Here is a 22,758-nt window from a genome sequence, read left to right as displayed (position 1 = left end):
TGTTGCCAATCATTTTTTAATTGATCCGCCCCTTAAACACAGGCTCAAAAATTACTGAGTAAGACATTTGCAGTATTCTGGTATCACCGCTTTTAGCAACGATTTTACTGCGTCTTTGCTGCCTCCAGCGCTTGTGCGAGATCGGCAATAATATCATCACTATGTTCGATACCGATGGATAAGCGAATTAAATCACGTGAAACGCCCGCTTTTACCATTTCTTCATCATTTAGCTGACGATGGGTTGTTGAGGCTGGATGACAAGCCAGAGATTTGGCATCACCAATATTAACCAAACGAACAATCAATTGCAGGGCATCGATAAAGCGTACACCTGCATTTTCCCCGCCTTTAATGCCGAAAGACAGAATAGACGCTGGCTTGCCCCCCATATAACGGATAGCCAAATCATGTTCAGGATGTGCAGGTAATCCCGCATAGTTCACCCAAGATACCTGAGGATGTTTTTCCAGATATTGTGCGATTTTCAGGGCGTTTTCAGTATGGCGTTCCATACGCAATGCTAATGTTTCCAGCCCTTGTAACATCAGGAAGGCATTGAAAGGCGATAATGCTGCACCTGTGCTACGCAGTGGTCCAACACGGCAGCGAGCGATAAAGGCAGCAGCACCAAAATGTTCTGTATAGGTTATACCGTGATATGAAGGATCTGGTGTGCCTAAAACGGCAAAACGATCCTGATGCGCCGTCCAGGGGAATTTGCCTGAATCGACAATCATCCCACCAATTGAGGTGCCATGTCCGCCAATATATTTGGTCAGGGAATGGATGATAATATCGGCACCATGCTCAAATGGTCGGCATAAATAAGGCGTTGCAACGGTATTATCGACAATAAGCGGAATGCCGTGCCGATGGGCAATATCGGCCAGTACTTGAATATCAATAATATTTCCGCTTGGGTTGGTGATGGATTCGCAATAGACGGCTTTGGTTCTTTTATCGATTAGGGTGTCAATGACAGCGAAATTGTCATGGTCAACAAAACGGGTTTCAATCCCCATATTTGGGAAACTGTGTGCCATCAGGTTATAAGTTCCGCCATACAATTTTGCGACAGAGACAATATTATCCCCGACCGTGGCAATGGTTTGTATGGCGTAAGTGATTGCCGCCATGCCCGAAGCGACCGCCAGCGCCGCAATTCCGCCTTCTAACGCGGCGACACGTTTTTCCAATACATCATTGGTGGGGTTCATGATGCGGGAGTAAATATTACCTTCCACTTTTAAATCAAACAGATCAGCACCATGTTGGGAATCATCAAAAGCGTAGGAAGTTGTCTGGTAAATTGGGACAGCAACGGCTTTGGTTGTTGGATCGGGTGAATAACCTGCATGGATGGATAAAGTTTCTAATTTCATTGTCATTTCCTGTAATTAAGTGAAGGAATACTGAAATGTTTGAGACTGACAATCAAAATTACAAAATAGCACTATAAATAAGCAATATCATAAAAAAATCTCAATGGATATCAATTTGATATTAACTGAGAAAAGAGGTTTATTTTTTCAACGTCATGTCAACCAGCCATCACTATGACCTACGTATTAATAAACCAATATGACTCACATTTATTGCATTTATTGCATTTACCCGATTTTCTTACCGAAACTATCTATATTTTAAACGGCTAACATATAAAGAAGGCTACGCCGGAGCGTCGCCTTGGGTTTACCAACACAGTCTTGATTGGCCTCTTTTATGGCTTATTTCATGATATTTTCATTGATATATACGGCAATGTGCCGTACATTTTGTTCAGGAGGTAAGCATATGGCTACTACAAATACAGTTAGATTTGAAGCAAGGATCAGCCCAGAACTACGTACATTATTAAAACGAGCAGCAGAGATTCAGGGACGCACTATGACTGATTTTGTTATCAGCGTTATACAGGACGCGGCTACACGAACCATTGAACAATCTAACATCATTCGACTGTCGCTTGAAAATCAGGAGAATTTCGCTAAGGCTCTGATTGATCCTCCAGAACCTAACGCAGCAATGAATCGTGCGTTTGAGCGAAATAAAAAGTTGTTAAAGGAATCACAATGAGTAATAGCGATAAGCCATTTTTCATTACTCAGTTAGACGATAGCATTAGTATAAATCGGTCAGAATTTAATAGTGAGTCAGCTCCGATTAATCGATATTTTCAAAAACAAGTAACACAAGATATACGTCGCCGTATTACCACATGTTATGTGGCAATTGACACAACGACTAACTCTGTCGGAGGATTTTATACACTGGCTGCGGGAACAGTATTGCTTAATCAATTGCCACCAAATATAGCGAAAAAATTACCTCTTTATTCTATGGTGCCGGTAGTAAAAATGGGAAGGCTGGCTGTCGATCAAAAATATACGGGGCAGGGGTTAGGGGGCGCTCTATTGGGTAATGCACTACTGAGAGTAGCGAACGAGCTGACAATAGGTTCGTATGCACTGACAGTGGATGCAAAAGACGCTAAAGCCGCTGAATTTTATACCTATCATGGATTTATTGAGTTACAAAATGAGCCGTTAATGCTATTTTTTCCGTTAGTTAATGTCGCCCCAAAAAGTACATAATAAAATTAATTATCGAGTTATGAAATGGGTTTAATATCGGTATAAGTTATTGTTAAAATTAAGATATCGACCTAAACATGATGAATAAAAAGACCACCACCATACCCCATGACGCGGCTTTCAAGGGGTTTATGACCCAGATTGAAAACGCCAAAGATTTTTTTGACATTCATCTGCCGGAAAAAATCAAACAACGGTGTGACCTGAGTACATTAACATTAACCAATTCTTCATTCATTGACCGGCAGTTGCGTTCGAGAATGTCGGATGTCCTCTATTCGGTGAAAACGCAACAGGGGGATGGTTATATATATGTCCTGGTTGAACATCAGTCTACCCCAGATAAAATGATGGCGTGGCGAATGATGCACTATTCGTTTATGGCCATGAATCAGCATCTTCAACAGGGAAACAAGGAACTGCCGCTGGTTGTGCCCGTTTTGTTTTACCACGGTGATCGCAGCCCTTATCCTTTCCAGCAAATCTGGACACAATGCTTTTCGTTATCAGAATTGGCAGAAGAGCTGTACTTTAATCCGTTTCCGCTAGTCGATGTGACGGTGATTGATGATAACGAACTGGTGAATCATCGCAAAATCGCCGTGATGGAACTGGCAATGAAGCATAAAAATTTGCGGGAAGGATTTAAGGTCGTGACCACACTATTGGCACAGGTTTTGAAACACAATTATAATAGTGACCACGATGTGGCTACTATCCTTAATTACCTGTTTAATACGATGGATTCACCGCATTTTGAACAGGTAATCCAGCAACTGATTGAACAAACAGAGAGTCATCAGGAGGTGATTGTGAGTATTGCGCAACGATTACAGGAAAAAGGCCGGAAAGAAGGTGTTCAACAGGGCATTTTACAGGGGGTTCAACAGGGCCTTCAACAGGGGGTTCAACAGGGGCTTCAACAAGGTAGAGAAGAGGCTCAACGTCAGCGATTAGAAATAGCGCGTAACCTGTTAAAAAACGGTGTCAGTATCGAGCTGATTATGGAAACGACCGGCCTAAGCCGTGAAGAACTGCTCTCCCTGCAATAATCCCTCACTTTAATCTCTTTTTCGTATTTTCTTACCCGCATTTTTGGGGCGGGTAAGATGTCAAATCTGCACTGAATGGCTATTTTCTGCATATAGCGGCTACTTGCATCTCCCTATTTCACGTAATGATACCCCTCATGATTTATTGATTAATCACTCTGGTGGGCATATGACAAAAGGGGAATCCTTATGCAGGGCTTAAATAATAAAGTCGCTATTGTCACTGGTGGGGCTACCAAAATTGGGGCAACCGTTGCCAAGGTATTGAGTGAATATGGGGTTAAGGTCGCGATCTTTGATATTGATCAGGCAGGCGGGAAGAAAGCGGCCTGCCTGCAACCGGAATCCATCCGTTTCTGGCATGTCGATATTACGGACGACAAACAACTTTCTCAGTCAATACATGAAGTTGTTGCTTATTATGGTCGTCTGGATTACCTCGTCAACCTTGCAGCCACTTATCTGGATAATGGTGCCGATGCTGGCCGTGAAACATGGCTGACAGCCTTGAATACCAATGTGGTCAGTGCTGTTCTGACCGCCCAATTTGTCCGGCCTTATCTCATTGCAGCGGGAGGCGGCGCTATTGTTAACTTCACCAGCATTTCCTCTTCTATTGCCCAGACCGGCCGCTGGTTATATCCCGCCTCGAAAGCCGCATTACTGCAAATCACCCGTAGCATGGCAATGGATTATGCTGCTGACCATATCCGCGTTAATTCGGTTTCACCAGGTTGGACCTGGTCACGGGTTATGGATGAACTAACTCAGGGGAAGCGCCAGAAAGCCGATGATGTTGCCGCAGATTATCATCTGCTTGGTCGTGTCGGTGATCCCGAAGAAATTGCGCAGGTCGTGGCATTTCTCTTATCAGATTTGGCGAGTTTTGTAACTGGTGCGGATTATGCCGTTGATGGTGGTTACTCAACAATGGGACCAGAACAAGCGAAACCCGCTATTCCACGGTTGGCGGAATAGGTTCAGTTCCGCCATCCCAAACAAAAGAGGAAAATACTATGCGTCGTATCGCTATCGTCGGAGGTGGCCAAGCTGGACTGCCTCTGGCCCTTGGTCTGCTTGACAAGGGCTACCAAGTCACTGTAGTCACCAACCGCACGCCTGATGATGTTCGCAATGGTCGGGTTCTGTCAAGTCAGTGTATGTTCGATTCTTCTTTGCAATTTGAACGTGATTTGGGATTGAATCAGTGGGAAACACAATGCCCGCACGTTGAAGGTATCGGTTTCACCGTGCCCCATCCCGAAATTCCCAATGACAAGGCAATTGAATGGCGTTCCCGACTCGATAAATATGCACAGGCTGTCGATCAACGTATCAAAATGCCATTTTGGCTGGAATTATTTGTTTCGCGTGGTGGTAATCTGGAAATTAGCGATGTGGGGGTTGCAGAGTTGGAGCGCCTGTCTGCCAGCCATGAGCTGGTCATTCTGGCGGGCGGAAAAGGAGAGATTGTAAAATTGCTGGAACGCGATGCTTCACGTTCTCCCTACGATAAACCTCAGCGCGCACTGGCATTGACCTATGTGAATGGTATGTTGCCAACCCCTGAATATTCCCGTGTTTCTTTTAATCTGATCCCTGGTGTAGGGGAATATTTCGTTTTTCCTGCCCTAACCCTAAATGGTCCCTGCGACATTATGGTGTTTGAAGGTATTCCAGGGGGAGCAATGGATGGCTGGCAAGAGGCCAGAACACCGCAGGCACATCTGGCCTATAGCAAGCAGATCCTCAAAACTTTCCTGCCGTGGGAGTCGGAACGTTGTCAGCATGTGGAGCTGACCGATGAAAATGGCATTCTGGCGGGCCGTTTTGCGCCAGTGGTGCGTAAGCCAGTGCTGACTTTGCCTTCTGGTCGCCAGGTTTTTGGACTGGGGGATGCGGTGGTGACGAATGATCCGCTGACTGGGCAAGGTTCGAATAATGCAACAAAAGCCTGCAAAGTCTACTACGAGGCCATTCTTGCCCATGGTGACAAACCGTTTACGGCTGAATGGATGCACGACACGTTTGAACAATTCTGGAAATATGGTCATTACGTTGTGGAATGGACAAACAGCCTTCTTGTCCCACCAAAGCCACACGTTCTGGAATTATTAGCAGCAGCCCAGCGCTTGCCCGCACTCGCCAGCACAATTGCCAATGCTTTTAACCATCCTCCGGTACTGTTTCCATGGTGGAAAGATGCCCATTCCTGTGAAGAATACATCCATTCACAGATGATTGAAGAAATTCGGGCATAAACGGGGGAAATGAATATGAGTATAAATACCCAAATGCCACTGTTTATGAATGAATGGGGTGCAACTGAGTTTGAAACGAGATCCTTGCGTAAGCTGTTGGGAAAGTACCCGACCGGTGTTGCCATTGTCGCGACGCGCACTGCTGAGGGGCGTAATGTGGGGTTGACTATCAACTCATTTGCTTCACTTTCACTGGAACCGCCTTTGGTGCTCTGGAGTTTGGTTAATCATTCACCTAATCTGTCTGTGTTCCGTGACTGCGAATATTTCACCATCAGCATCTTGAGTTATGACCATCAGGAATTGGCCCTGCGTTTTGCGAGTTCGGGGGTAGAAAATAAATTTCAGGGTATTCCGGTACAGGAAACGCCTGAAGGTATCCCTTCGATTGGGGGAGCAATAGCAACGCTGGTTTGTGCCAATCACCAACAAACGCATCTTGGCGATCACTTGCTGGTGATTGGTCAGGTCAAACGAATTGCTAGTGTCGAAGGTAAACCATTGGTTTTTCACGGCGGCATGTTTACCGGTCTGCATGATGTTCACGGAATATAAAAAATGATTCTGTTAGCAAACATTCAGGAGAACATGATTAATGAATAGTCCGTTAAGTGCGTTTGTCACTGCGTTAAATCAGGGCAATGTGAAAATCATCGACCTTACGCAAACATTGACCTCGGATTTTCCGGCCTTGCAGTTGCCTGCCCAATTTGGGCAAGTCTGGGCATTCAATATAGAACGCATTTCTCACTATGACGAGAATGGTCCAGGTTGGTACTGGAACAATTTTAGTTGTGGTGAGCATACCGGAACGCATTTTGATGCGCCGATACATTGGGTAAGCGGTAAAGATCACCCAGATAACAGCGTTGATACCATTCCTTTGGAGAATTTTGTGGCGTCTGCTGTGGTAGTGGATGCCAGCCAGCAGGTGGCACAAGATCCAGACTGGATATTGACGGTTGAGTTTTTACAATCCTGGGAGGAGCAGCATGGGCGTATTCCTGCCGGCGCATGGTTGCTGTTCAGGACAGATTGGTCAAAACGATCGGACGATCCGGCTCGTTTTCTCAATATGCATGATGATGGTGCCCATACGCCAGGGCCAAGTCAGGAAGCGGTGGAATGGCTGATTCATGAGCGGGATATTCGAGGGTTTGGGGTCGAAACAATCAATACGGATGCCGGCCAATCCTACAACTGGCCGATAGCTTATCCTTGTCATACCTTGATGCACGGAGCGAATAAATATGGTTTGCAATGTTTGAAGAACCTCGATTTGTTGCCGCCAACCGGCGTGGTGATTATTGCCGCACCGCTCAAAATTGGCGGAGGGTCGGGAAGCCCGCTGCGTGTGCTGGCATTGGTTGACTCGTTCTCTGGAGAGATACCATGATAGGTTCCAAGCCACAAGTGATTATTGTCGGCAGTGGCATAAACTCGTTGGTATGTGCCGCTTTGTTGGCAATATGGGGTAAGTCGGTCTTGGTACTGGAACGCAATGCGGTACTTGGCGGCTGTATTCGCACGGAAGAACTTTTTTCCGGTTATACCCATGATGTGCTCTCTTGCTGGTATCCGCTGTTTTTGGGCAGTCCAGCCTATCAAGCGCTTAAACCTGCTTTGGAAAAGGCAGGCTTGGAATTTCTGCAAAGTGATTATTCAACGGGATTGGTTCAACCCAATGGCAAGGGAATTGCCTTAAAGCGGGATATTCTGGCCTCAGCCTTGCGGCTTGATGACATTGCAATGGGTGACGGAGAGACATTGATTCGCATGGCACAGCAAATCCTCCATGATGATGCCGCGTTGATCTTTGGCTTATTAGGGCAAAATCCCTATGGTTTCGGGATACTCAAATTGCTGTTTTCTGAGTGGCGCAAACGCGGTATTGATGGATTGACTGAATTTGCCGGCAATTCAGTGGAAACTTTCCGGCGCTGGGCTGAACGTGAATTACAGTCTGATTTTAGCCGCGCTTTGCTGGCGCCGTGGGTATTGCATACGGGGTTGGGACCGGATGATGCCAGCTCCGCTTTGATAGGTAAGCTTACCTTTGCTGCTGTGGTTGCCGGCGGGATGCCGGTGGTAAAAGGCGGCAGTTTGCGCATTGTAGAAGCGCTAACAGGGATCATTGAGCAACACGGCGGCCAGCTTATCACTCATGCTAACGTTGACCGCATCATCACCCAAGAGCAGGGGAACAAGCGCCGAGCTTCTGGTGTTATGGTTGCAGGGCAGATTTATCACGCCAGTGAGGCTGTGGTCTGCAATGTGACACCCCAACAACTTTATGGTCACTTGCTGGATAAGGTTCCCGATACTCTCCTGCAACGGGCGCGGAACTATCGTTATGGCCGCGGGGGAATGCAGGTTCATTTTGCGTTGAATTCCCCTCCTCCGTGGTGTGAGCATGAATTGCGCCATGTACCACTTGTTCATTTAACAGAGAGTATGGAACAAGTCTGTTTATCCGTGACACAAGCCAACAACGGTTATCTGCCGAGCCATCCGACACTGGCAATCGGTCAGCCAACAGTTCTTGATCCTTCCCGTGCCCCAGCAGGGGGATGGATCTTGTGGATTCAAATGCAGGAGTTGCCGACACAGCTAAAAGGCGATGCTGCGGGAGAAATTCTTATTCCCGCCGATGGTAAATGGAATGAGGTTATCCGCGAAGCGGTTGCGGATCGTGTACAGGCTCGTCTGGAAATGGTGATGCCTGGTTTTTCATCCTCAATTGTTGGCCGCAAAGCCTATTCTCCGGCGGATTTACAGACATTGAATTGTAATTTATCAGGGGGCGATCCCTATTCAGGTATTTGTTCACCTGACCAATTTTTTTGGTTACGTCCATTTGCCCCTGCGCAAGGTGCAAAGGCGCATCAAACCTCTGTCAGTAACGTGTTTCACATTGGGGCTTCAACCCATCCTGGCCCCGGACTCAGTGGGACTTCCGGCTATCTTGTCGCCCGCCGGCTTGCGCGACGCTGATCAAAGTAGCCAATCATTTCATTTTTTATCGATTCATCTCTTACAGAGAGGAGGATTATATGACGTCAAAATTCAGACGGCTCATTTATGTCGTAGTTTTATCTCTGCCAGCAATACTAAGCACGCCGGCTATGGCAACAGAGGGCGGTGTTGGCGCTTATCCTGATGGCTTGGATAATTATTTGTCCGGTGCTTTACCACCAGCAGGCATTCATGCCCTGTTTTATGGTGGCAATATTCACTATAACAAGCTTAAGGGAAATCACGGCGATGTGATCCCTGTTCCTGGTTTTAAAGTCAATGTGAACGTCCTTGCTCCTCGCTTGGTTTGGGTGACTGAAAATCAGGCCTTTGGCGGCCAACTGGCTTATCATGCTATCGTGCCGTTATTAGATGTCACCGCTAACGCTGCTGGTCAACATGACAACAGCAAAGGAATAGGGGACATCACCTTTGGCCCTGCCTTGGGTTACCATCCCGCGCCGGATTTGGCTTATGTTATTGGCTTGAATATTAATGCGCCGACAGGCCACTATAGCCGCAATGATCTTGCTAATCTGGGAAAAAACTATTGGACAGCTCAGCCTGTCTGGGCGATCAGTTATTTCCCTGTTAGTGGCATCAATGCAGATTTAAAAGTGATGTATGATGTCAACTTCCGTAACAAAGACACCAAAACAACTTCCGGTCAGGCACTTCATGCCGATTATGCACTGGGTTGGGGCGTTGGCAACGGGCTGGTGGTGGGCGTTGGCGGTTATGCGTTTCAGCAGGCCACTCATGATAGTGGGGCAAATTCCGCACAAGGTAAAGCAAGGGCGGTTGGCTTTGGTCCTTCTATTCGCTATGCCAATGATAAAGGCTGGCTGGTTACTTTGAAGTGGCAAAAAGACTTTATCGTCAGTAATCGCCCATCGGGTTCCCAAATTTTCTTAAAAGCAGCCATCCCATTTTAAGGCTGTATCTATTTTATATAGAGTCATATAGGGAAATAAAATGATACGGTTACAAATAAAAATAAACGCTGCTCATTAATATGGGTAGCGTTTATTTTTATACATTAGCTATGTCAAATAAATAATCACATTAAAATACGAAAAACTTCTCAGTTTATTGACGATGCATTGCTTGAAATGACGTTATTTGGTTCTAAAGAATATTTTCCTTCGAACATATCAACAATTTCGGCGCTGTTCATGTCGTCAAAATTGTCGGGAACACGACCTTTGCCTTTGAGAAAACCTAATTTGCACTTAGGCTTCTCTTCTCTGTATGCGATGACTTTAACCAGTGCATGACCATTTTTAGCTATCACCACTGGATCTCCAGTGCGAGCAACTTTCCGGATAATTTTGGACAGGTTAGTTTTCGCATCGCAGATGTTAACCTTTTCCATAGCATTACCTCTTGGTGTGTAAATATTGAGCATGTCTGTTTTTATTGGTTTGGTCAATTTGGTTAACTAATATCACTTTATCCACGTTTCAGGCTTTCACTCGGCGTCTCACCATAGCGGGCTTTATATTCTGCGCTAAAGCGTCCCATATGAGCGAACCCCCAACGCAGGGCGGTGCCTGTGACGCTGGCGGCCTCTCCTGCCAGAAGTTCTGAGCGGACATGTTCCATGCGCAGGTCACGTAAATACTGCATCGGGCTGATATTCAGAAACTCCTTGAAACCAGCATACAAACTGCGCAGGCTGACACCTGCCACTTGAGCGAGCTGCTCTGCGGTTATGGGTTCGTGGGCATGAGCCTGCAAATATTCTTGTACTCGTCGTACATGCCGTGGGCGAATGGAACATCGGCGGTTAGTGGGTGTTTCACTGTAATTATGTTGATGGGTGGACAGCAGAGTAACGGAAATCAATTGTTCTATTTGGTTGGTAATCAGTTTATGTTGCAGGATGTCGGGCACTTGGGTAGTGCATTCCAGCAGATACGGCATCAGACAGCGCCATGCCTGGCAGCGTTGCCACTCAAATCCCAGCTCAAATACCAGCGGTTGATCCACAGGGTGTCCCAATTGACCAACCAGCGTTCTTTCCAGCAAGGAGCGGGAGATCCTGACCATAAACTGATCATTATCGGTATTCCAGCGCATAGAAGTGTGTTGATTTGGGCTGAGAATGGAAGCCAGATTGGGAGTGGAAACAAGACACTGGTCGCCGCTTTCAATACCAGCGCAGCCAGACAGCGGCATCTGGATGAGAAAGAACGAATCCAATTCCCCTGGGATGATTTCAACGTTGGTACCATAACGCAATCGGCTCATGGAAATATCCCCAAGTGGAATATAGTGCATTCTGGCATCCAGTTTTTGATTACTGCCCAGTATAGTTAGCTGATGAGGCTGCATTACCCGTCCGACCATAGATTTAACTTCATCAAGATCGTTGGATGAAAAAAGCAAATGTTCTGGCGAATTAAGATGCGCCCCAATTTTTGTTATTGCATATTTGGGATCTGAACAGTTTGAAGATGAATATCTTGATTCTGTTCTTCTAAAATCAGTGTGCTTTGATTCAGTATTTTTAGAGCCAGTATTTTTAGATTCAAAATAGTAGCGAGACCACGAATTACTCATAATTTCAGATACCTCTAGCCAATCATATAATTGCTATGGTGTGTGAGATATCCCGCTAATAACGTGTTTATTCCCTGTTTTGATTATTCGGGATATAAAAAAATAACCGTATTAACCTTATTCAATATTCAATTGTCTGCTAACAGTATCCATATATTGTTTAAATGAAATATATATGATTATGAATATATTTATGATGGGCACTGGCCATTGTTATTTATCCATCTGCTGCGCACTTTATCCAATCACCGCATAAATCACAATTACATGACAAATCATGCATTGACCATTAACGAATACCCGCATTACATAAAAGATAACTAAAAAGGCGTAAAGCATGTGAGGTGAACATGGCTGAACGATCATTTATCGAGGAAGTGAAAAAATTACGTCTGGATCAGGGCGAAGTTTTCAGTGGTGAAGGCATACTTGCCGTGACAAAAGCCCTGCTGGAATCTGGTGTGGCGTATGTAGCCGGCTATCAGGGGGCGCCAATTTCCCATCTGATGGATGTGTTGTTAGATGCGCAGGATATTTTATCTGAATATGGCATTCGCTTTGAAAACAGTGCCAGTGAAGCCACTGCTGCTGCAACGCTTGCCGCTTCCGTGAATTATCCACTGCGTGGAGCTATCACGTTTAAATCAACGGCTGGCACGAATGTTGCCTCGGATGCGTTGGCAAATCTGGCATCGGGAGGTGTGGTGGGGGGAGCACTGATTATCGTCGGTGAAGACTATGGTGAGGGTTCTTCCATTATGCAGGAACGTAGCCATGCTTTCGCCATGAAATCCCAGATCTGGTTACTCGATCCACGCCCCAATCTGCCTTCAATTGTACAGGCGGTGAAGATGGGATTTGAGCTATCGGAAGCCAGTAATACGCCAGTGATGTTACAAATGCGTATTCGTGCCTGCCATGTGCATGGTCGGTTTGTGTGTGAGAAAAATCGTTCGTCAACGTTCATGATTCAGAATGCGCTGGAAAATCCGACGCGCGATCTCAGCCGTATCGTTTTGCCGCCCGCCAGTTTTCTGCATGAGAAAGAGAAAGTACAAGATCGCTGGCCTGCGGCCGTGCGCTTTATTCAACAGCATAATCTGAATGAATTTTTCGCCGAGCAGGCTGATGATGTCGGCCTTGCCCTGCAAGGTGGATGCTATAACACCGTGATCCGTGCCTTAAATTTGCTTGGATTGGCGGATGTTTTTGGCAATAGCCAAATTCCGCTGTATGTCATGAATGTCGCCTATCCGTTGATCGATGAAGAGTTTGAACGTTTTTGTCATGGCAAGCGGGCAATTTTAGTGCTGGAAGAAGGTCAGCCCAATTTTGTAGAGCAGAATGTCGCTAATATTTTGCGCCAGTGTGAGATAGAGACTCGATTACATGGCAAGGATTTACTGCCAATGGCGGGAGAGTATAACACGGCTACCGTGTTGTCGGGACTCCGTGCTTTCCTTGAACGTTACGGCAAAATTACTGTGGAAAGTGCGGTGTCTGCCTGTCAGGTACGTATCCCCGCCGTGACCTTACCGATAAAAGATCCTCTGGAAGATGCGGTTCATACCCGCCCACCCGGATTTTGTACCGGTTGCCCAGAGCGCCCCATCTTTACAGCGATGAAGTTGATTGAACGGGAACTGGGGCAACATCACATCAGTGCCGATATCGGTTGTCATTTGTTTGCTATTTTGCCGCCATTTAATTTGGGCAATACCACGATGGGGTATGGATTAGGCGCTGCGAGTGCGGCAGCACTGAATACACCGGTGGCGAATAAGCGGGCAATCGCAGTGATGGGGGATGGCGGGTTTTGGCATAACGGCTTAACCAGTGGCATAGCGAATAGTGTTTTTAACCGCAGCGACAATCTGACCATCATTGTGGACAACAGTTATACCTCCGCGACCGGAGGGCAGGATATTCCCTCTTCAACAGCGTTAAATCCCCATCGCAGTACCGGCCATAACATTGAAAAAGCCGTCAAGGGTGTTGGGGTGAAATGGGTACGCACGCTCAAACGTACTTACGATCTCAAAGCTATGATGAATACCTTACGCGAGGCACTGACAACAGGTGAACACGGGCCAAAAGTCCTGGTCGCACAGAGTGAATGCATGTTGAATAAACAACGGCGCGAGAAGGTAAAGATCAAGGGAGCGATTGCGGAAGGAAAACGGATCGTCCGAGAACAATTTGGGGTTGATCCTGATACATGCACAGGCGATCACTCCTGTATCCGTCTGTCAGGTTGTCCTTCTCTATCGATTAAACCGAATCCTGATCCATTGCGTACCGATCCGGTGACAACAGTTTTAAATAGCTGTGTGGGCTGTGGGTTGTGCGGGGAATTATCTCACGCGGCAGTGTTGTGCCCCTCTTTCTTTAAGGCACGGATCATTATCAATCCCAATCGTTGGGATCGGCTGATCCATCGTATTCGCAATGGGCTTATCGGCTATTTGCAACGTCGTGATGTTAAACGTCGTCATCAATATGATTTTTAACAAGGGGTTATACCTATGTCAGTATCCACTCATTCCTCGCTAACGAACTCACCTAAACAGCCGATCAAAATAGCTATTCTGGCGATGGGAGGTGAAGGTGGCGGTGTACTGGCCGATTGGATCGTGACGTTGGGGGAAGAGAATGGCTATTTCGCCCAAACGACTTCCGTACCCGGCGTAGCTCAGCGGACTGGGGCAACTATTTATTATGTTGAGTTGTTCCCTGGTGCTGATGATCCCGATGTGCCGACACCTGTGTTGGCGCTGATGCCGACTGCCGGTGATGTGGATATTGTGCTGGCTTCGGAATTGATGGAAGCCGGACGTGCTGTCCAACGTGGTTTGGTAACACCGGATCGCACTACGCTTATCGCATCAAGCCATCGGGTATTTTCGATGGAAGAGCGTTCGGCAATGGGAGATGGGCGCGTGGATAGCGGGGTATTGATCAGGCAATCCCGACAAGCTGCTTTGCGTTTTATCCATTTTGATATGGCGAAGATGGCAGAAAAAAGTGGCAGTGTGATCAGTGCAGTATTGTTTGGGGCGCTCTGTGGTACGGAGACTTTGCCCTTTAACCGTAATCAGTTTGAAGCGGCGATCATCAAAAAAAACGTGGGGATAAAGCCCAGTCTGCAAGCCTTTAGTTTGGGATTGAGTCGGGCACAATCGGCGGCAGAATCAAAGACGGCCGAAAAAACGGCTCCAGAAATCCCTTTATCAAACAATAAAGCCAATGCCCTGCTGTTACATATCCGGCAAAAGTTCCCTGCCTGTACCCATAACATTGCCATAGAAGGTATCAGGCGCCTGATTGATTATCAGGATTTAGCCTACGCCCGTTTGTATCTTGATCGATTGCAAAGCCTCATTGAACAAGTGGTGAAACCTGATGAGCGATTACTGAATGAGCAATTATTGCATGAAACAGCCCGCCATTTGGCGTTGTGGATGGCTTACGAAGACACCATGCGGGTGGCAGATCTCAAAATCCGCGCCGGTCGATTCGAGCGTGTCAGTAAAGAGATGCGAGTGAGGGATGGTCAACTACTCGAAATTAATGACTTTATGCATCCCAGAATGGAAGAAATTTGTGACACCTTGCCGGCAAGTATTGGGCGCTGGTTATCTCGTCCTCATGTCGTCAATCGTATGTTGGCGAAATTATTCAGCCGTGGGCGTGTGATTACTACCAGTTCCATGCGGGGATATTTGTTGCTTTATCTGCTGGCGAGCTGGCGTCGTATGCGCCGCTATACGCTGCGCTTTCAGCATGAAACGGGACGTATTGAAGAATGGCTACGGCGAATTGAAGTGGCCGCAAAGCGCGATGCCGAACTGGCTGTGGAAATCGCCCAATGCCAGCGTTTGATCAAGGGATATGGTGATACTTACTCTCGTGGATTAAGTCATTTTCAAACCCTGATGAACATTGTTGATCACCATCCGCATGACTTATCTCCTGCCAGCCTGCGGCAACTACGTGAAGCTGCATTAGCGGATGAGCAGGGTGATCGATTACGCGAGTGCCAACAGCGTCTCTCTTTATATTAAAGAATTTACCTAAGGAGCCTGCAATGAGCCTGCTTAGTTTTATACAACCCCATAAGATCCGTTTTTCTGAATGTGATCCGGCGGGGATTGTCTTCTATCCCCAGTATTTTGTGATGTTCAATAATTTGCTGGAAGAGTGGTTCGATGAATTAACGTCAATGGGATATGCCAATTACATCGCCAAACACCGTTTTGGATTACCGACGGTTCATCTGGAGGCGGAATTTAAGGCCATTAGCAGAATGGGTGATCAGGTTTGGCTGGAGTTAGGTGTTGAGAAAATTGGTAAAAAATCATTGACGCTGCTTCAACGCTGCGTCAGCAAAGAAGGTGAATTGAGGATGAGAGTCACTCAGACTTATGTCACCACTTCACTGGATACCCATCAAGCTATTCCGATACCCGACGAATTTTACTATGCGCTAACTGAACAAATACCTTAGCCAAATAGGCGATTGCGTGGGGTAGATATCGTGCGGCAGGAGAATAAATTATGAATGTAAGAGGTAAGAATGCAGTAATCAGTAAAAATACAATTACTGTCAGTGGTAAGAATATTGTCTGTATTGGTGGTGGACCGGCTGGATTGTATTTCGGTCTGCTGATGAAGTTACAAAACCCTGATAATCATGTCGTAGTGATCGAGCGTAATCGTCCGTATGACACCTTTGGCTGGGGAGTAGTATTTTCGGATGCAACGTTGGAAAACCTGCATCAGGCTGATCCTGTATCGGCTGAAATTATCAGGAAGGAGTTTAGCCGTTGGGATGATATCGATATCCATTTCAAGGGAACCGTAAATCGGAGTGGTGGTCATGGATTTATTGGCATTGGCCGTAAAAAACTCCTGAATATCCTGCAAGACCGCTGCCACGAAGTCGGGGTTGAGCTGCTGTTTGAAACTCAGGTTGAGGATGAGCAGGAGATTGCTCGCAAATATCATGCCGATTTGCTGATTGCCTCTGATGGGATCAATAGCCAGATCCGCACGCGTTATGCCGAATATTTCCAGCCTGATATCGACCAACGCCATTGCCGTTTTGTCTGGTTAGGGACACATAAAGTTTTTGCTGCGTTTACGTTTCTATTTGTGGAAACCGAATATGGCTGGTTTCAGGTTCACGCCTATCAATTTCAGGAAGGACTATCGACTTTTATTGTCGAAACGACGGAAGAGACCTGGCTGGCTGCGGGTATCGACAAAATGTCACAGGAAGAGGGCATTGCCTATTGTGAAAAGATATTCGCCCCCTGGCTGGATGGGCATAAATTAATCTCCAATGCAACTCATTTGCGGGGGGCTGCCATTTGGATACGTTTTCCTCGGATAATTTGTGCTAATTGGGTGCACTGGATCAAACCAGAGGAAGAGAGCGGCAAAAATATTCCGATTGTATTAATGGGTGATGCCGCCCATACCGCCCATTTTTCCATTGGCTCCGGCACAAAATTGGCCTTGGAAGATGCGATTGAACTGGCAAACAACTTGAAAGCCCATCAGGGGAATTGGCAGGCGGGTTTATCCGATTATCAGCAATCGCGCAGCGTAGAAGTGCTGAAAATCCAGAATGCCGCCCGCAATTCAACGGAGTGGTTCGAAAATGTTGCACGTTATGAAAGTTTTTCACCCGAACAATTTGCTTATTCATTGCTGACACGTTCACAGCGCATTTCCCATGAAAATTTGCGCTTGAGGGATCGGGCATGGCTGGAAAATTATGAGCGCTGGTTTATCCAACAATCCCATCCAGTTTCATCACTGACTCCACCGTTGCTGACACCTTATCAGGTACGAGGCGTGAACCTGAAAAATCGGGTGGTTGTCTCTCCTACCCTGTTGTATAGCGCCGTGGAGGGGATACCTGGGGCATTCCATCTGGTTCACCTTGGTAGCAGGGCATTGGGCGGTGCGGGTTTGGTGATCGCTGAAATGACGGCAATTTCTCCGCAAGCACGTGTCACTCCTGCTTGTACAGGGTTATGGAACGATCAGCAGGTACAGGCATGGAAGGCGATCACCGATTTTATCCATCAACACTCTGACACGCTGATAGGCATTCAACTGGGACATGCAGGGAGACGGGGATCAACCCAACTGGGGTGGGAACAACCTGATCACCCTTTGCCAGAGGGTAACTGGCCTTTAGTTTCAGCATCGGCCTTGCCCTATTTAGTTGGGATTTCACAAGTGCCGGCGGCGCTCACTAAAGCGCAAATGGCAGAAATTATTGAGCAGTTTATTGCAGCAACCCACCGCGCCACCAAAGCAGGCTTTGACTGGCTGGAGATTCAGGCCGCACACGGTTATCTGCTCTCCAGTTTTATCTCCCCGCTGACTAACCAGCGCGATGACGAATATGGCGGCTCGCTGGAAAACCGACTTCGCTTCCCGTTGGCCGTTTTCAAGGCGGTACGTGATGTTTGGCCGGCTGATTTGCCAATATCTGTGCGTATTTCTGCCACGGACTGGGTGGAGGGGGGAACAACGGTTGACGAAGCCGTAGAAATTGCCCGTCGTTTCCGTGCAGCCGGAGTGGATATGGTGGATTGTTCCACAGGGGAAGTTTCTGCTGAGCAGCAGCCGGTTTATGGCCGCATGTACCAGACACCGATGGCTGATCGCATTCGTAATGAAGGAAACGTGCCGGTTATTGCGGTCGGAGCGATTACCGATGCGGATCAAATCAACGGCATTATCGCTTCGGGTCGTGCCGATCTCTGTGCCTTATCCCGCCCATTCTTATCTAATGCAGCCTGGCTACTGCATGAATGCGCCAGATATGGCTGGACGGGTATCGATTGGCCGAAACCTTATCTTTACGGCAAAGCACAATTCATTAGAAAACAGCTCTAGGAGATATCCATGTCTCAACAAGAAAATATCCAAACTCATGATCAATACAGGGAAGATATTCTCGGCCGTGCCAATGTTGCCGATAGCCCTGAATTGCTGGCGTATTACAGGGAGTTGGTTAAGTACAAGACAGGGGCACTCTGGACAATCGCCAATAAAATAGAACCTTGGCAACCTCAATCAGCATCAGTACCGGTACTTTGGCGTTACCGTGATCTGCGTGAATACGTTCTAAAATCGGCTGATTTAGTCACACCGGAAAAAGCGGGTCGCCGTGTGGTTTATCTGAACAATTCGGGAGAATCAGGAGCCTCTACCGCTGTCGGCTTGCTCTATTCCGGCCTCCAGACGATGCGCCCAGGTGAAGCGGCATCGGCACATGCCCACTCCTCTTCTGCTTTGCGTTTCATCATGGAAGGACGTGGCGCTTACACCATTGTTGATGGCCAAAAAATGTCGTTGGGAGCGAATGATTTCGTCTTAACCCCTAATGGCACCTGGCATGAGCATGGTGTTGATCCTGATGGCTCACAATGTATCTGGCAGGATGGTCTGGATATACCCCTGGTTAACATATTGGAGGCGGGTTTCTATAAGGTGCATCCTGATCTGTGTCAAGCGGTGACTGAACCAGTGGATTCTTCCATTGCACTCTGGGGTGCCCCTGCTTTGCGTCCACAGAATGTTGGCTGGGATAAACCTTATTCTCCGCTGTTCAGATACCAATGGGAGCCAACTTATGAAGCCTTACAGCGTTACGCTCATGTTTCAGAGGGATCACCTTTTGATGACATTCTGATGCACTACTCCAATCCGCTAACAGGTGGCCATGTGATGCCGACTCTCGGCGCGAGTATGCAGTTGTTGCGCCCTGGTTTTGTCGGCAAAGCACATCGGCATACTGGCAGTTTCATTTATCAAGTGGCGAAAGGAAAAGGTTATTCCGTGATTGATGGTCAACGATTTGACTGGCAAGAGCGGGATATCTTCTGCGTGCCTTCATGGGCATTTCATGAGCATGTGAATACTTCACAAACCGATGATGCTTGCCTGTTCTGCTTTAATGACTTACCTGTCATGCAGGCATTGCAATTGTATTACGAAGAAGCCCTGTCTGATAACGATGGGCACCAACGAGTGAGAGGATAAGAGATGCGTTTAATCACTTACCGTTCAGAAGTTACGGCTGCTGCGAGATTAGGTGCGATAGTCAATAATCACGTAGTAGATTTGGCAAAATTGGCCGCCCATACAGGGAATAGATTACCGGATAACATGCTGGAGTTTATTGATCTGGGACCATTGGCGGTGAGCAGCACAACAGCGTTATTAGATTCATTTAAGGGGTTTTGGCCTACGGGGGTTTCACTGCCATTGCAGAATGTGAAAATTCTCGCTCCCATTCCTCGTCCACGAAAAAATATTTTTGGTATTGGCTTGAACTATGTTGAACATGTGGCCGAATCCAACCGTGCTCTGGACACGGCAAAAGATCTGCCAAAAGAACCCGTTATTTTCTCTAAACCCCCAACTACGGTGATTGGCCCTGGCGACGCGATTGAGCATAACAGTGAGATCACCCAGCAATTGGATTGGGAAGTGGAGCTGGCGGTGATTATCGGGACACGTGCCAAAGGCGTATCGGAAACGGAGGCATTAAAATATGTTTTTGGCTATAGCCTGATGATCGACATGAGCGCCCGTGATTGCCGTCGGGCAGGGCAGTGGATCTACTCCAAGGGGCAGGATACCTATGCGCCTTTTGGCCCTTGCATTGTCACTGCGGATGAAATACCCGATCCTCAGGATCTGGCGCTGAGCCTAAAAGTCAATGGTGTGACCAAACAGGATTCCAATACCCGCCATATGTTATTCAAGGTTAATACCCTGATTGCAGATATTAGCAAAGGCATCACGCTGGAGTCGGGGGATATCATTGCCACAGGCACACCGGAAGGTGTTGGGGCGGGGCGAGATCCGCAAGAATGGCTGTGGCCAGGGGATGTGATTGAAGCGTACCTTGAAAAGGTTGGTCATTTGCGTCACTCCGTGATTGCGGTGTAAATAAAACAGGAGCCTGATATGCTGAAACTTCCTAAGTTCAAGGCGGCTGCGGTACAGGCTGCTCCTATCTTTCTGGATACAGATGCGACCGTTGAGCTCGTTTGCCGCCTGATCCAAGAAGCGGCAGAGAAGGGAGCCAGTTTGGTGGCGTTTCCTGAAGTGTTTGTTTCAGGTTATCCCTATTGGAATTGGGTGATGAACCCGATACAAGGCAGTCCGTGGTTTGAAAAACTGTGCAAATCAGCCATTGAAGTGCCAGGGCCGGAGATCAACAAAATTGCACGGGCGGCGGCGCGTCATCACATTCATGTTGTCATTGGGGTTAATGAACGCAATCCTAACGGCATTGCAACACTCTATAACACTCTGGTGACCATTTCTGATGAGGGGCACATTCTGGGGCGTCATCGCAAGCTGGTGCCGACATGGGCGGAAAAACTAACGTGGGCAAATGGTGATGCAACTTCGTTAAAGGTACATGATACCCGCATCGGCCCATTAGGTGTGCTGGCCTGCGGCGAAAATACCAATACATTGGCGCGTTTTTCCTTGTTATCTCAGGGCGAATTGGTACATGTTGCCAGTTATATTTCCCTGCCGGTTGCACCACCGGATTATGATATGGCAGAAGCTATCCGTTTACGGGCGGCAGCCCACTGTTTCGAGGGCAAGGTGTTTACCCTGGTCTCCTGCTCCACGATTTCGCCGGAAATTGTAAAAGCGATGTCGGCCTGCCATCCTGAAGCCGAAGAGTTGCTGGCACGCCCTAATAGTGCATTTACCGGAATTATTGGGCCGGATGGGCGAGTGATTGGTGAACCCCTGATTGATAAAGAAGGGATCGTCTATGCGCAGATTGATTTGAATCGCTGTATTCAGCCGCGGCAAATGCACGATATCACAGGACATTACAATCGATTTGATATCTTCGATCTAAAAGTGAACCGTCGTCCGATGAAGGCGATCCGGTTTACCGATCTGCCATCCGATCAGGAGGATCTCCCATGAATAACACACAGCATTTTAGAGTGGGGCTGATTGTGCCTTCTTCAAATACGACAATGGAAACAGAAATCCCCGCTATCCTGCGTGCTCGTGAAGCGGTAAGCCCTGAACGTTTCACCTTTCATTCCAGTCGTATGAGAATGAAAACGGTCACAAAAACAGAACTGGCGGCAATGGATGCAGACAGCGATCGCTGTGCGCTTGAGCTGTCGGATGCGGCCGTCGATGTACTGGGTTATGCCTGTTTAGTGGCGATTATGAGCATGGGACAGGGATATCACCGAATCTCTGAAAAGCGCCTCCATCTACGGACAGAGGAAAATGGCTATCCCGCCCCCGTTGTGACCAGCGCGGGGGCATTGGTGGATGGATTACATGCTTTGCGGGCGAAACGTATCTCCATATTGACGCCCTATATGAAACCGTTGACCCAGTTAGTGATTGATTACATCGAAAATGAGGGCATTGAAGTTATCGACAGCATTTCGCTGGAGATCCCCGACAACCTTGCGGTCGGACGACAAGATCCCCTCGCACCCGTAGAGATTACTAAGCGCCTGAACAGCAATGTGGATGTTATCGTTGCTTCCGCTTGTGTACAAATGCCTTCGCTGGCGTCAGTACCGCTGATCGAAGATCGGGTGGGATTGCCTGTTATTTCCTCATCTGTGGCGACAACTTACATGATATTGAAACAGCTAGGGCTGAATACATACGTTCCGAGATTTGGCTCACTGTTATCAGGAAAATATTGATCGAGATACAAAAGGTTGTTCAACTTATGCCAGATGCAAAAGTCTTTGTTGACAATTACTTGCCTGCCTTACTTGGGCAGGCATGGATGCTGGTCTCTTCTGAATTCCATAATGTCGTCGAAGCGCAAGGGTTATCAGTGCTGGAGTGGCGAGTGTTATCGGCGTTGGCGGGAAGCGGTTCGATTGGCATCAGCCTTCTGGCACAAAAAACGGTCAGTAAACAGCCGACTATCACCCGTGTCTTGCAGCGTCTGGAATTACAGGGATATGTCGTGCGTTTTTCCAATGGTGGCGGTGATCGTCGTGTTACATTGGCAAGTTTGACTGAAACAGGGAAAAAAGTGGTAGAAGGATTACTGACCGAGGCGGAATCACACGAAAAAAGTGTGCTGGAGCCACTGGGCGATAGCAAAAGCCAGCTATTGAAAGAGGTTTTGCAGGAGCTAATTAAACGACATACACCAGTACGTGGCATATTAGGGGAGTTTGGTAAGTAGCTAGTATGGAGCATTATGAGGAATATACC

General features: G+C 47.4%; 21 protein-coding genes. 18 read left to right on the top strand and 3 right to left on the bottom strand.

Annotated features, from left to right (window positions below; genetic code table 11):
- Positions 1-104: 104 nt before the first annotated feature.
- The gene (locus tag Xish_RS10185; protein ID WP_099117767.1) at positions 105-1,385 is read right to left on the bottom strand and encodes a bifunctional O-acetylhomoserine aminocarboxypropyltransferase/cysteine synthase; all 1,281 of its coding nucleotides are present in this window, start codon (positions 1,383-1,385) and stop codon (positions 105-107) included.
- A gap of 412 nt (positions 1,386-1,797) precedes the next feature.
- Here Xish_RS10185 and Xish_RS10180 point away from each other — a divergent pair, with 412 nt between their 5' ends.
- The 9 genes from Xish_RS10180 to Xish_RS10140 all read left to right on the top strand — a co-directional run bounded on the left by Xish_RS10180 (position 1,798) and on the right by Xish_RS10140 (position 9,860).
- Positions 1,798-2,079 carry a type II toxin-antitoxin system TacA family antitoxin gene (locus Xish_RS10180; protein ID WP_099117766.1) on the top strand — a complete coding sequence of 94 codons (282 nt, stop codon included), beginning with the start codon at positions 1,798-1,800 and terminating at the stop codon, positions 2,077-2,079.
- Entirely contained in the window at positions 2,076-2,597 is a 522-nt protein-coding gene (locus tag Xish_RS10175; protein ID WP_099117765.1) for a GNAT family N-acetyltransferase, read from the top strand. The genes Xish_RS10180 and Xish_RS10175 overlap by 4 nt, the downstream gene beginning before the upstream one ends.
- An 80-nt stretch (positions 2,598-2,677) precedes the next feature.
- Positions 2,678-3,649, top strand: a complete 972-nt coding sequence (locus Xish_RS10170) for an Rpn family recombination-promoting nuclease/putative transposase (protein WP_099118723.1) — start codon at positions 2,678-2,680, stop codon at positions 3,647-3,649.
- Between the two features lie 189 nt (positions 3,650-3,838).
- Entirely contained in the window at positions 3,839-4,627 is a 789-nt protein-coding gene (locus Xish_RS10165) for an SDR family oxidoreductase (RefSeq protein WP_099117764.1), read from the top strand.
- A 38-nt stretch (positions 4,628-4,665) separates the two neighbouring features.
- Positions 4,666-5,910 (top strand): styrene monooxygenase/indole monooxygenase family protein, encoded by a 1,245-nt coding sequence (locus tag Xish_RS10160; protein ID WP_099117763.1) that lies wholly within the window; start codon positions 4,666-4,668, stop codon positions 5,908-5,910.
- Between the two features lie 15 nt (positions 5,911-5,925).
- Entirely contained in the window at positions 5,926-6,465 is a 540-nt protein-coding gene (locus Xish_RS10155) for a flavin reductase family protein (protein ID WP_244185988.1), read from the top strand.
- Positions 6,466-6,505: 40 nt separating this feature from the next.
- Positions 6,506-7,306 (top strand): cyclase family protein, encoded by an 801-nt coding sequence (locus tag Xish_RS10150; RefSeq protein WP_099117762.1) that lies wholly within the window; start codon positions 6,506-6,508, stop codon positions 7,304-7,306.
- Complete coding sequence (locus Xish_RS10145) at positions 7,303-8,904, top strand: phytoene desaturase family protein (RefSeq protein WP_099117761.1); 1,602 nt, start codon at positions 7,303-7,305, stop codon at positions 8,902-8,904. The genes Xish_RS10150 and Xish_RS10145 overlap by 4 nt, the downstream gene beginning before the upstream one ends.
- A 59-nt stretch (positions 8,905-8,963) precedes the next feature.
- Positions 8,964-9,860: a SphA family protein gene (locus Xish_RS10140; protein ID WP_099117760.1), complete on the top strand. Its 897-nt coding sequence runs from the start codon at positions 8,964-8,966 to the stop codon at positions 9,858-9,860.
- Between the two features lie 149 nt (positions 9,861-10,009).
- Here Xish_RS10140 and Xish_RS10135 read toward each other — a convergent pair whose 3' ends face one another.
- Complete coding sequence (locus tag Xish_RS10135) at positions 10,010-10,300, bottom strand: type II toxin-antitoxin system Phd/YefM family antitoxin (RefSeq protein WP_099117759.1); 291 nt, start codon at positions 10,298-10,300, stop codon at positions 10,010-10,012.
- A gap of 77 nt (positions 10,301-10,377) precedes the next feature.
- Positions 10,378-11,490, bottom strand: coding sequence for an AraC family transcriptional regulator (locus tag Xish_RS10130; RefSeq protein ID WP_099117758.1), 1,113 nt, complete (start codon positions 11,488-11,490; stop codon positions 10,378-10,380).
- 350 nt (positions 11,491-11,840) lie between these two features.
- Here Xish_RS10130 and Xish_RS10125 point away from each other — a divergent pair, with 350 nt between their 5' ends.
- From Xish_RS10125 to Xish_RS10085, 9 genes are read left to right on the top strand one after another with little or no spacing between them, the layout of a single operon-like run.
- Positions 11,841-14,000, top strand: a complete 2,160-nt coding sequence (locus tag Xish_RS10125; protein ID WP_099117757.1) for a thiamine pyrophosphate-dependent enzyme — start codon at positions 11,841-11,843, stop codon at positions 13,998-14,000.
- 15 nt (positions 14,001-14,015) lie between these two features.
- Positions 14,016-15,554, top strand: a complete 1,539-nt coding sequence (locus tag Xish_RS10120) for an indolepyruvate oxidoreductase subunit beta family protein (RefSeq protein WP_099117756.1) — start codon at positions 14,016-14,018, stop codon at positions 15,552-15,554.
- A 23-nt stretch (positions 15,555-15,577) separates the two neighbouring features.
- On the top strand, positions 15,578-15,997 hold the full coding sequence (locus tag Xish_RS10115) for an acyl-CoA thioesterase (RefSeq protein WP_099117755.1): 420 nt from the start codon (positions 15,578-15,580) through the stop codon (positions 15,995-15,997).
- A 50-nt stretch (positions 15,998-16,047) separates the two neighbouring features.
- Positions 16,048-18,408 carry a bifunctional salicylyl-CoA 5-hydroxylase/oxidoreductase gene (locus tag Xish_RS10110; RefSeq protein WP_099117754.1) on the top strand — a complete coding sequence of 787 codons (2,361 nt, stop codon included), beginning with the start codon at positions 16,048-16,050 and terminating at the stop codon, positions 18,406-18,408.
- Between the two features lie 9 nt (positions 18,409-18,417).
- Positions 18,418-19,557: a cupin domain-containing protein gene (locus Xish_RS10105; protein WP_099117753.1), complete on the top strand. Its 1,140-nt coding sequence runs from the start codon at positions 18,418-18,420 to the stop codon at positions 19,555-19,557.
- Between the two features lie 3 nt (positions 19,558-19,560).
- A complete protein-coding gene (locus Xish_RS10100) occupies positions 19,561-20,472 on the top strand; it encodes a fumarylacetoacetate hydrolase family protein (RefSeq protein ID WP_099117752.1) in 912 nt (303 codons plus the stop codon).
- Between the two features lie 18 nt (positions 20,473-20,490).
- The gene (locus tag Xish_RS10095; protein WP_099117751.1) at positions 20,491-21,480 is read left to right on the top strand and encodes a carbon-nitrogen hydrolase family protein; all 990 of its coding nucleotides are present in this window, start codon (positions 20,491-20,493) and stop codon (positions 21,478-21,480) included.
- A complete protein-coding gene (locus tag Xish_RS10090) occupies positions 21,477-22,232 on the top strand; it encodes a maleate cis-trans isomerase family protein (protein WP_099117750.1) in 756 nt (251 codons plus the stop codon). Before Xish_RS10095 ends, Xish_RS10090 begins: the two co-directional genes overlap by 4 nt.
- Complete coding sequence (locus Xish_RS10085; RefSeq protein ID WP_244185980.1) at positions 22,229-22,729, top strand: MarR family winged helix-turn-helix transcriptional regulator; 501 nt, start codon at positions 22,229-22,231, stop codon at positions 22,727-22,729. The genes Xish_RS10090 and Xish_RS10085 overlap by 4 nt, the downstream gene beginning before the upstream one ends.
- The last annotated feature ends 29 nt before the right edge of the window (positions 22,730-22,758 follow it).

This window comes from Xenorhabdus ishibashii (genome assembly GCF_002632755.1).
Classification (GTDB): Bacteria; Pseudomonadota; Gammaproteobacteria; order Enterobacterales; family Enterobacteriaceae; genus Xenorhabdus; species Xenorhabdus ishibashii.
Note: the sequence above shows the minus strand (reverse complement) of the source record. Positions and strands in the feature narration are given on the sequence as shown.

Excerpts from the sequence above, each read along its gene's own strand:
- Xish_RS10185 (WP_099117767.1), bottom strand. The coding sequence starts at position 1,385 with ATGAAATTAGAAACTTTATCCATCCATGCAGGTTATTCACCCGATCCA.
- Xish_RS10180 (WP_099117766.1), top strand. The coding sequence starts at position 1,798 with ATGGCTACTACAAATACAGTTAGATTTGAAGCAAGGATCAGCCCAGAA.
- Xish_RS10175 (WP_099117765.1), top strand. The coding sequence starts at position 2,076 with ATGAGTAATAGCGATAAGCCATTTTTCATTACTCAGTTAGACGATAGC.
- Xish_RS10170 (WP_099118723.1), top strand. The coding sequence starts at position 2,678 with ATGAATAAAAAGACCACCACCATACCCCATGACGCGGCTTTCAAGGGG.
- Xish_RS10165 (WP_099117764.1), top strand. The coding sequence starts at position 3,839 with ATGCAGGGCTTAAATAATAAAGTCGCTATTGTCACTGGTGGGGCTACC.
- Xish_RS10160 (WP_099117763.1), top strand. The coding sequence starts at position 4,666 with ATGCGTCGTATCGCTATCGTCGGAGGTGGCCAAGCTGGACTGCCTCTG.
- Xish_RS10155 (WP_244185988.1), top strand. The coding sequence starts at position 5,926 with ATGAGTATAAATACCCAAATGCCACTGTTTATGAATGAATGGGGTGCA.
- Xish_RS10150 (WP_099117762.1), top strand. The coding sequence starts at position 6,506 with ATGAATAGTCCGTTAAGTGCGTTTGTCACTGCGTTAAATCAGGGCAAT.
- Xish_RS10145 (WP_099117761.1), top strand. The coding sequence starts at position 7,303 with ATGATAGGTTCCAAGCCACAAGTGATTATTGTCGGCAGTGGCATAAAC.
- Xish_RS10140 (WP_099117760.1), top strand. The coding sequence starts at position 8,964 with ATGACGTCAAAATTCAGACGGCTCATTTATGTCGTAGTTTTATCTCTG.
- Xish_RS10135 (WP_099117759.1), bottom strand. The coding sequence starts at position 10,300 with ATGGAAAAGGTTAACATCTGCGATGCGAAAACTAACCTGTCCAAAATT.
- Xish_RS10130 (WP_099117758.1), bottom strand. The coding sequence starts at position 11,490 with ATGAGTAATTCGTGGTCTCGCTACTATTTTGAATCTAAAAATACTGGC.
- Xish_RS10125 (WP_099117757.1), top strand. The coding sequence starts at position 11,841 with ATGGCTGAACGATCATTTATCGAGGAAGTGAAAAAATTACGTCTGGAT.
- Xish_RS10120 (WP_099117756.1), top strand. The coding sequence starts at position 14,016 with ATGTCAGTATCCACTCATTCCTCGCTAACGAACTCACCTAAACAGCCG.
- Xish_RS10115 (WP_099117755.1), top strand. The coding sequence starts at position 15,578 with ATGAGCCTGCTTAGTTTTATACAACCCCATAAGATCCGTTTTTCTGAA.
- Xish_RS10110 (WP_099117754.1), top strand. The coding sequence starts at position 16,048 with ATGAATGTAAGAGGTAAGAATGCAGTAATCAGTAAAAATACAATTACT.
- Xish_RS10105 (WP_099117753.1), top strand. The coding sequence starts at position 18,418 with ATGTCTCAACAAGAAAATATCCAAACTCATGATCAATACAGGGAAGAT.
- Xish_RS10100 (WP_099117752.1), top strand. The coding sequence starts at position 19,561 with ATGCGTTTAATCACTTACCGTTCAGAAGTTACGGCTGCTGCGAGATTA.
- Xish_RS10095 (WP_099117751.1), top strand. The coding sequence starts at position 20,491 with ATGCTGAAACTTCCTAAGTTCAAGGCGGCTGCGGTACAGGCTGCTCCT.
- Xish_RS10090 (WP_099117750.1), top strand. The coding sequence starts at position 21,477 with ATGAATAACACACAGCATTTTAGAGTGGGGCTGATTGTGCCTTCTTCA.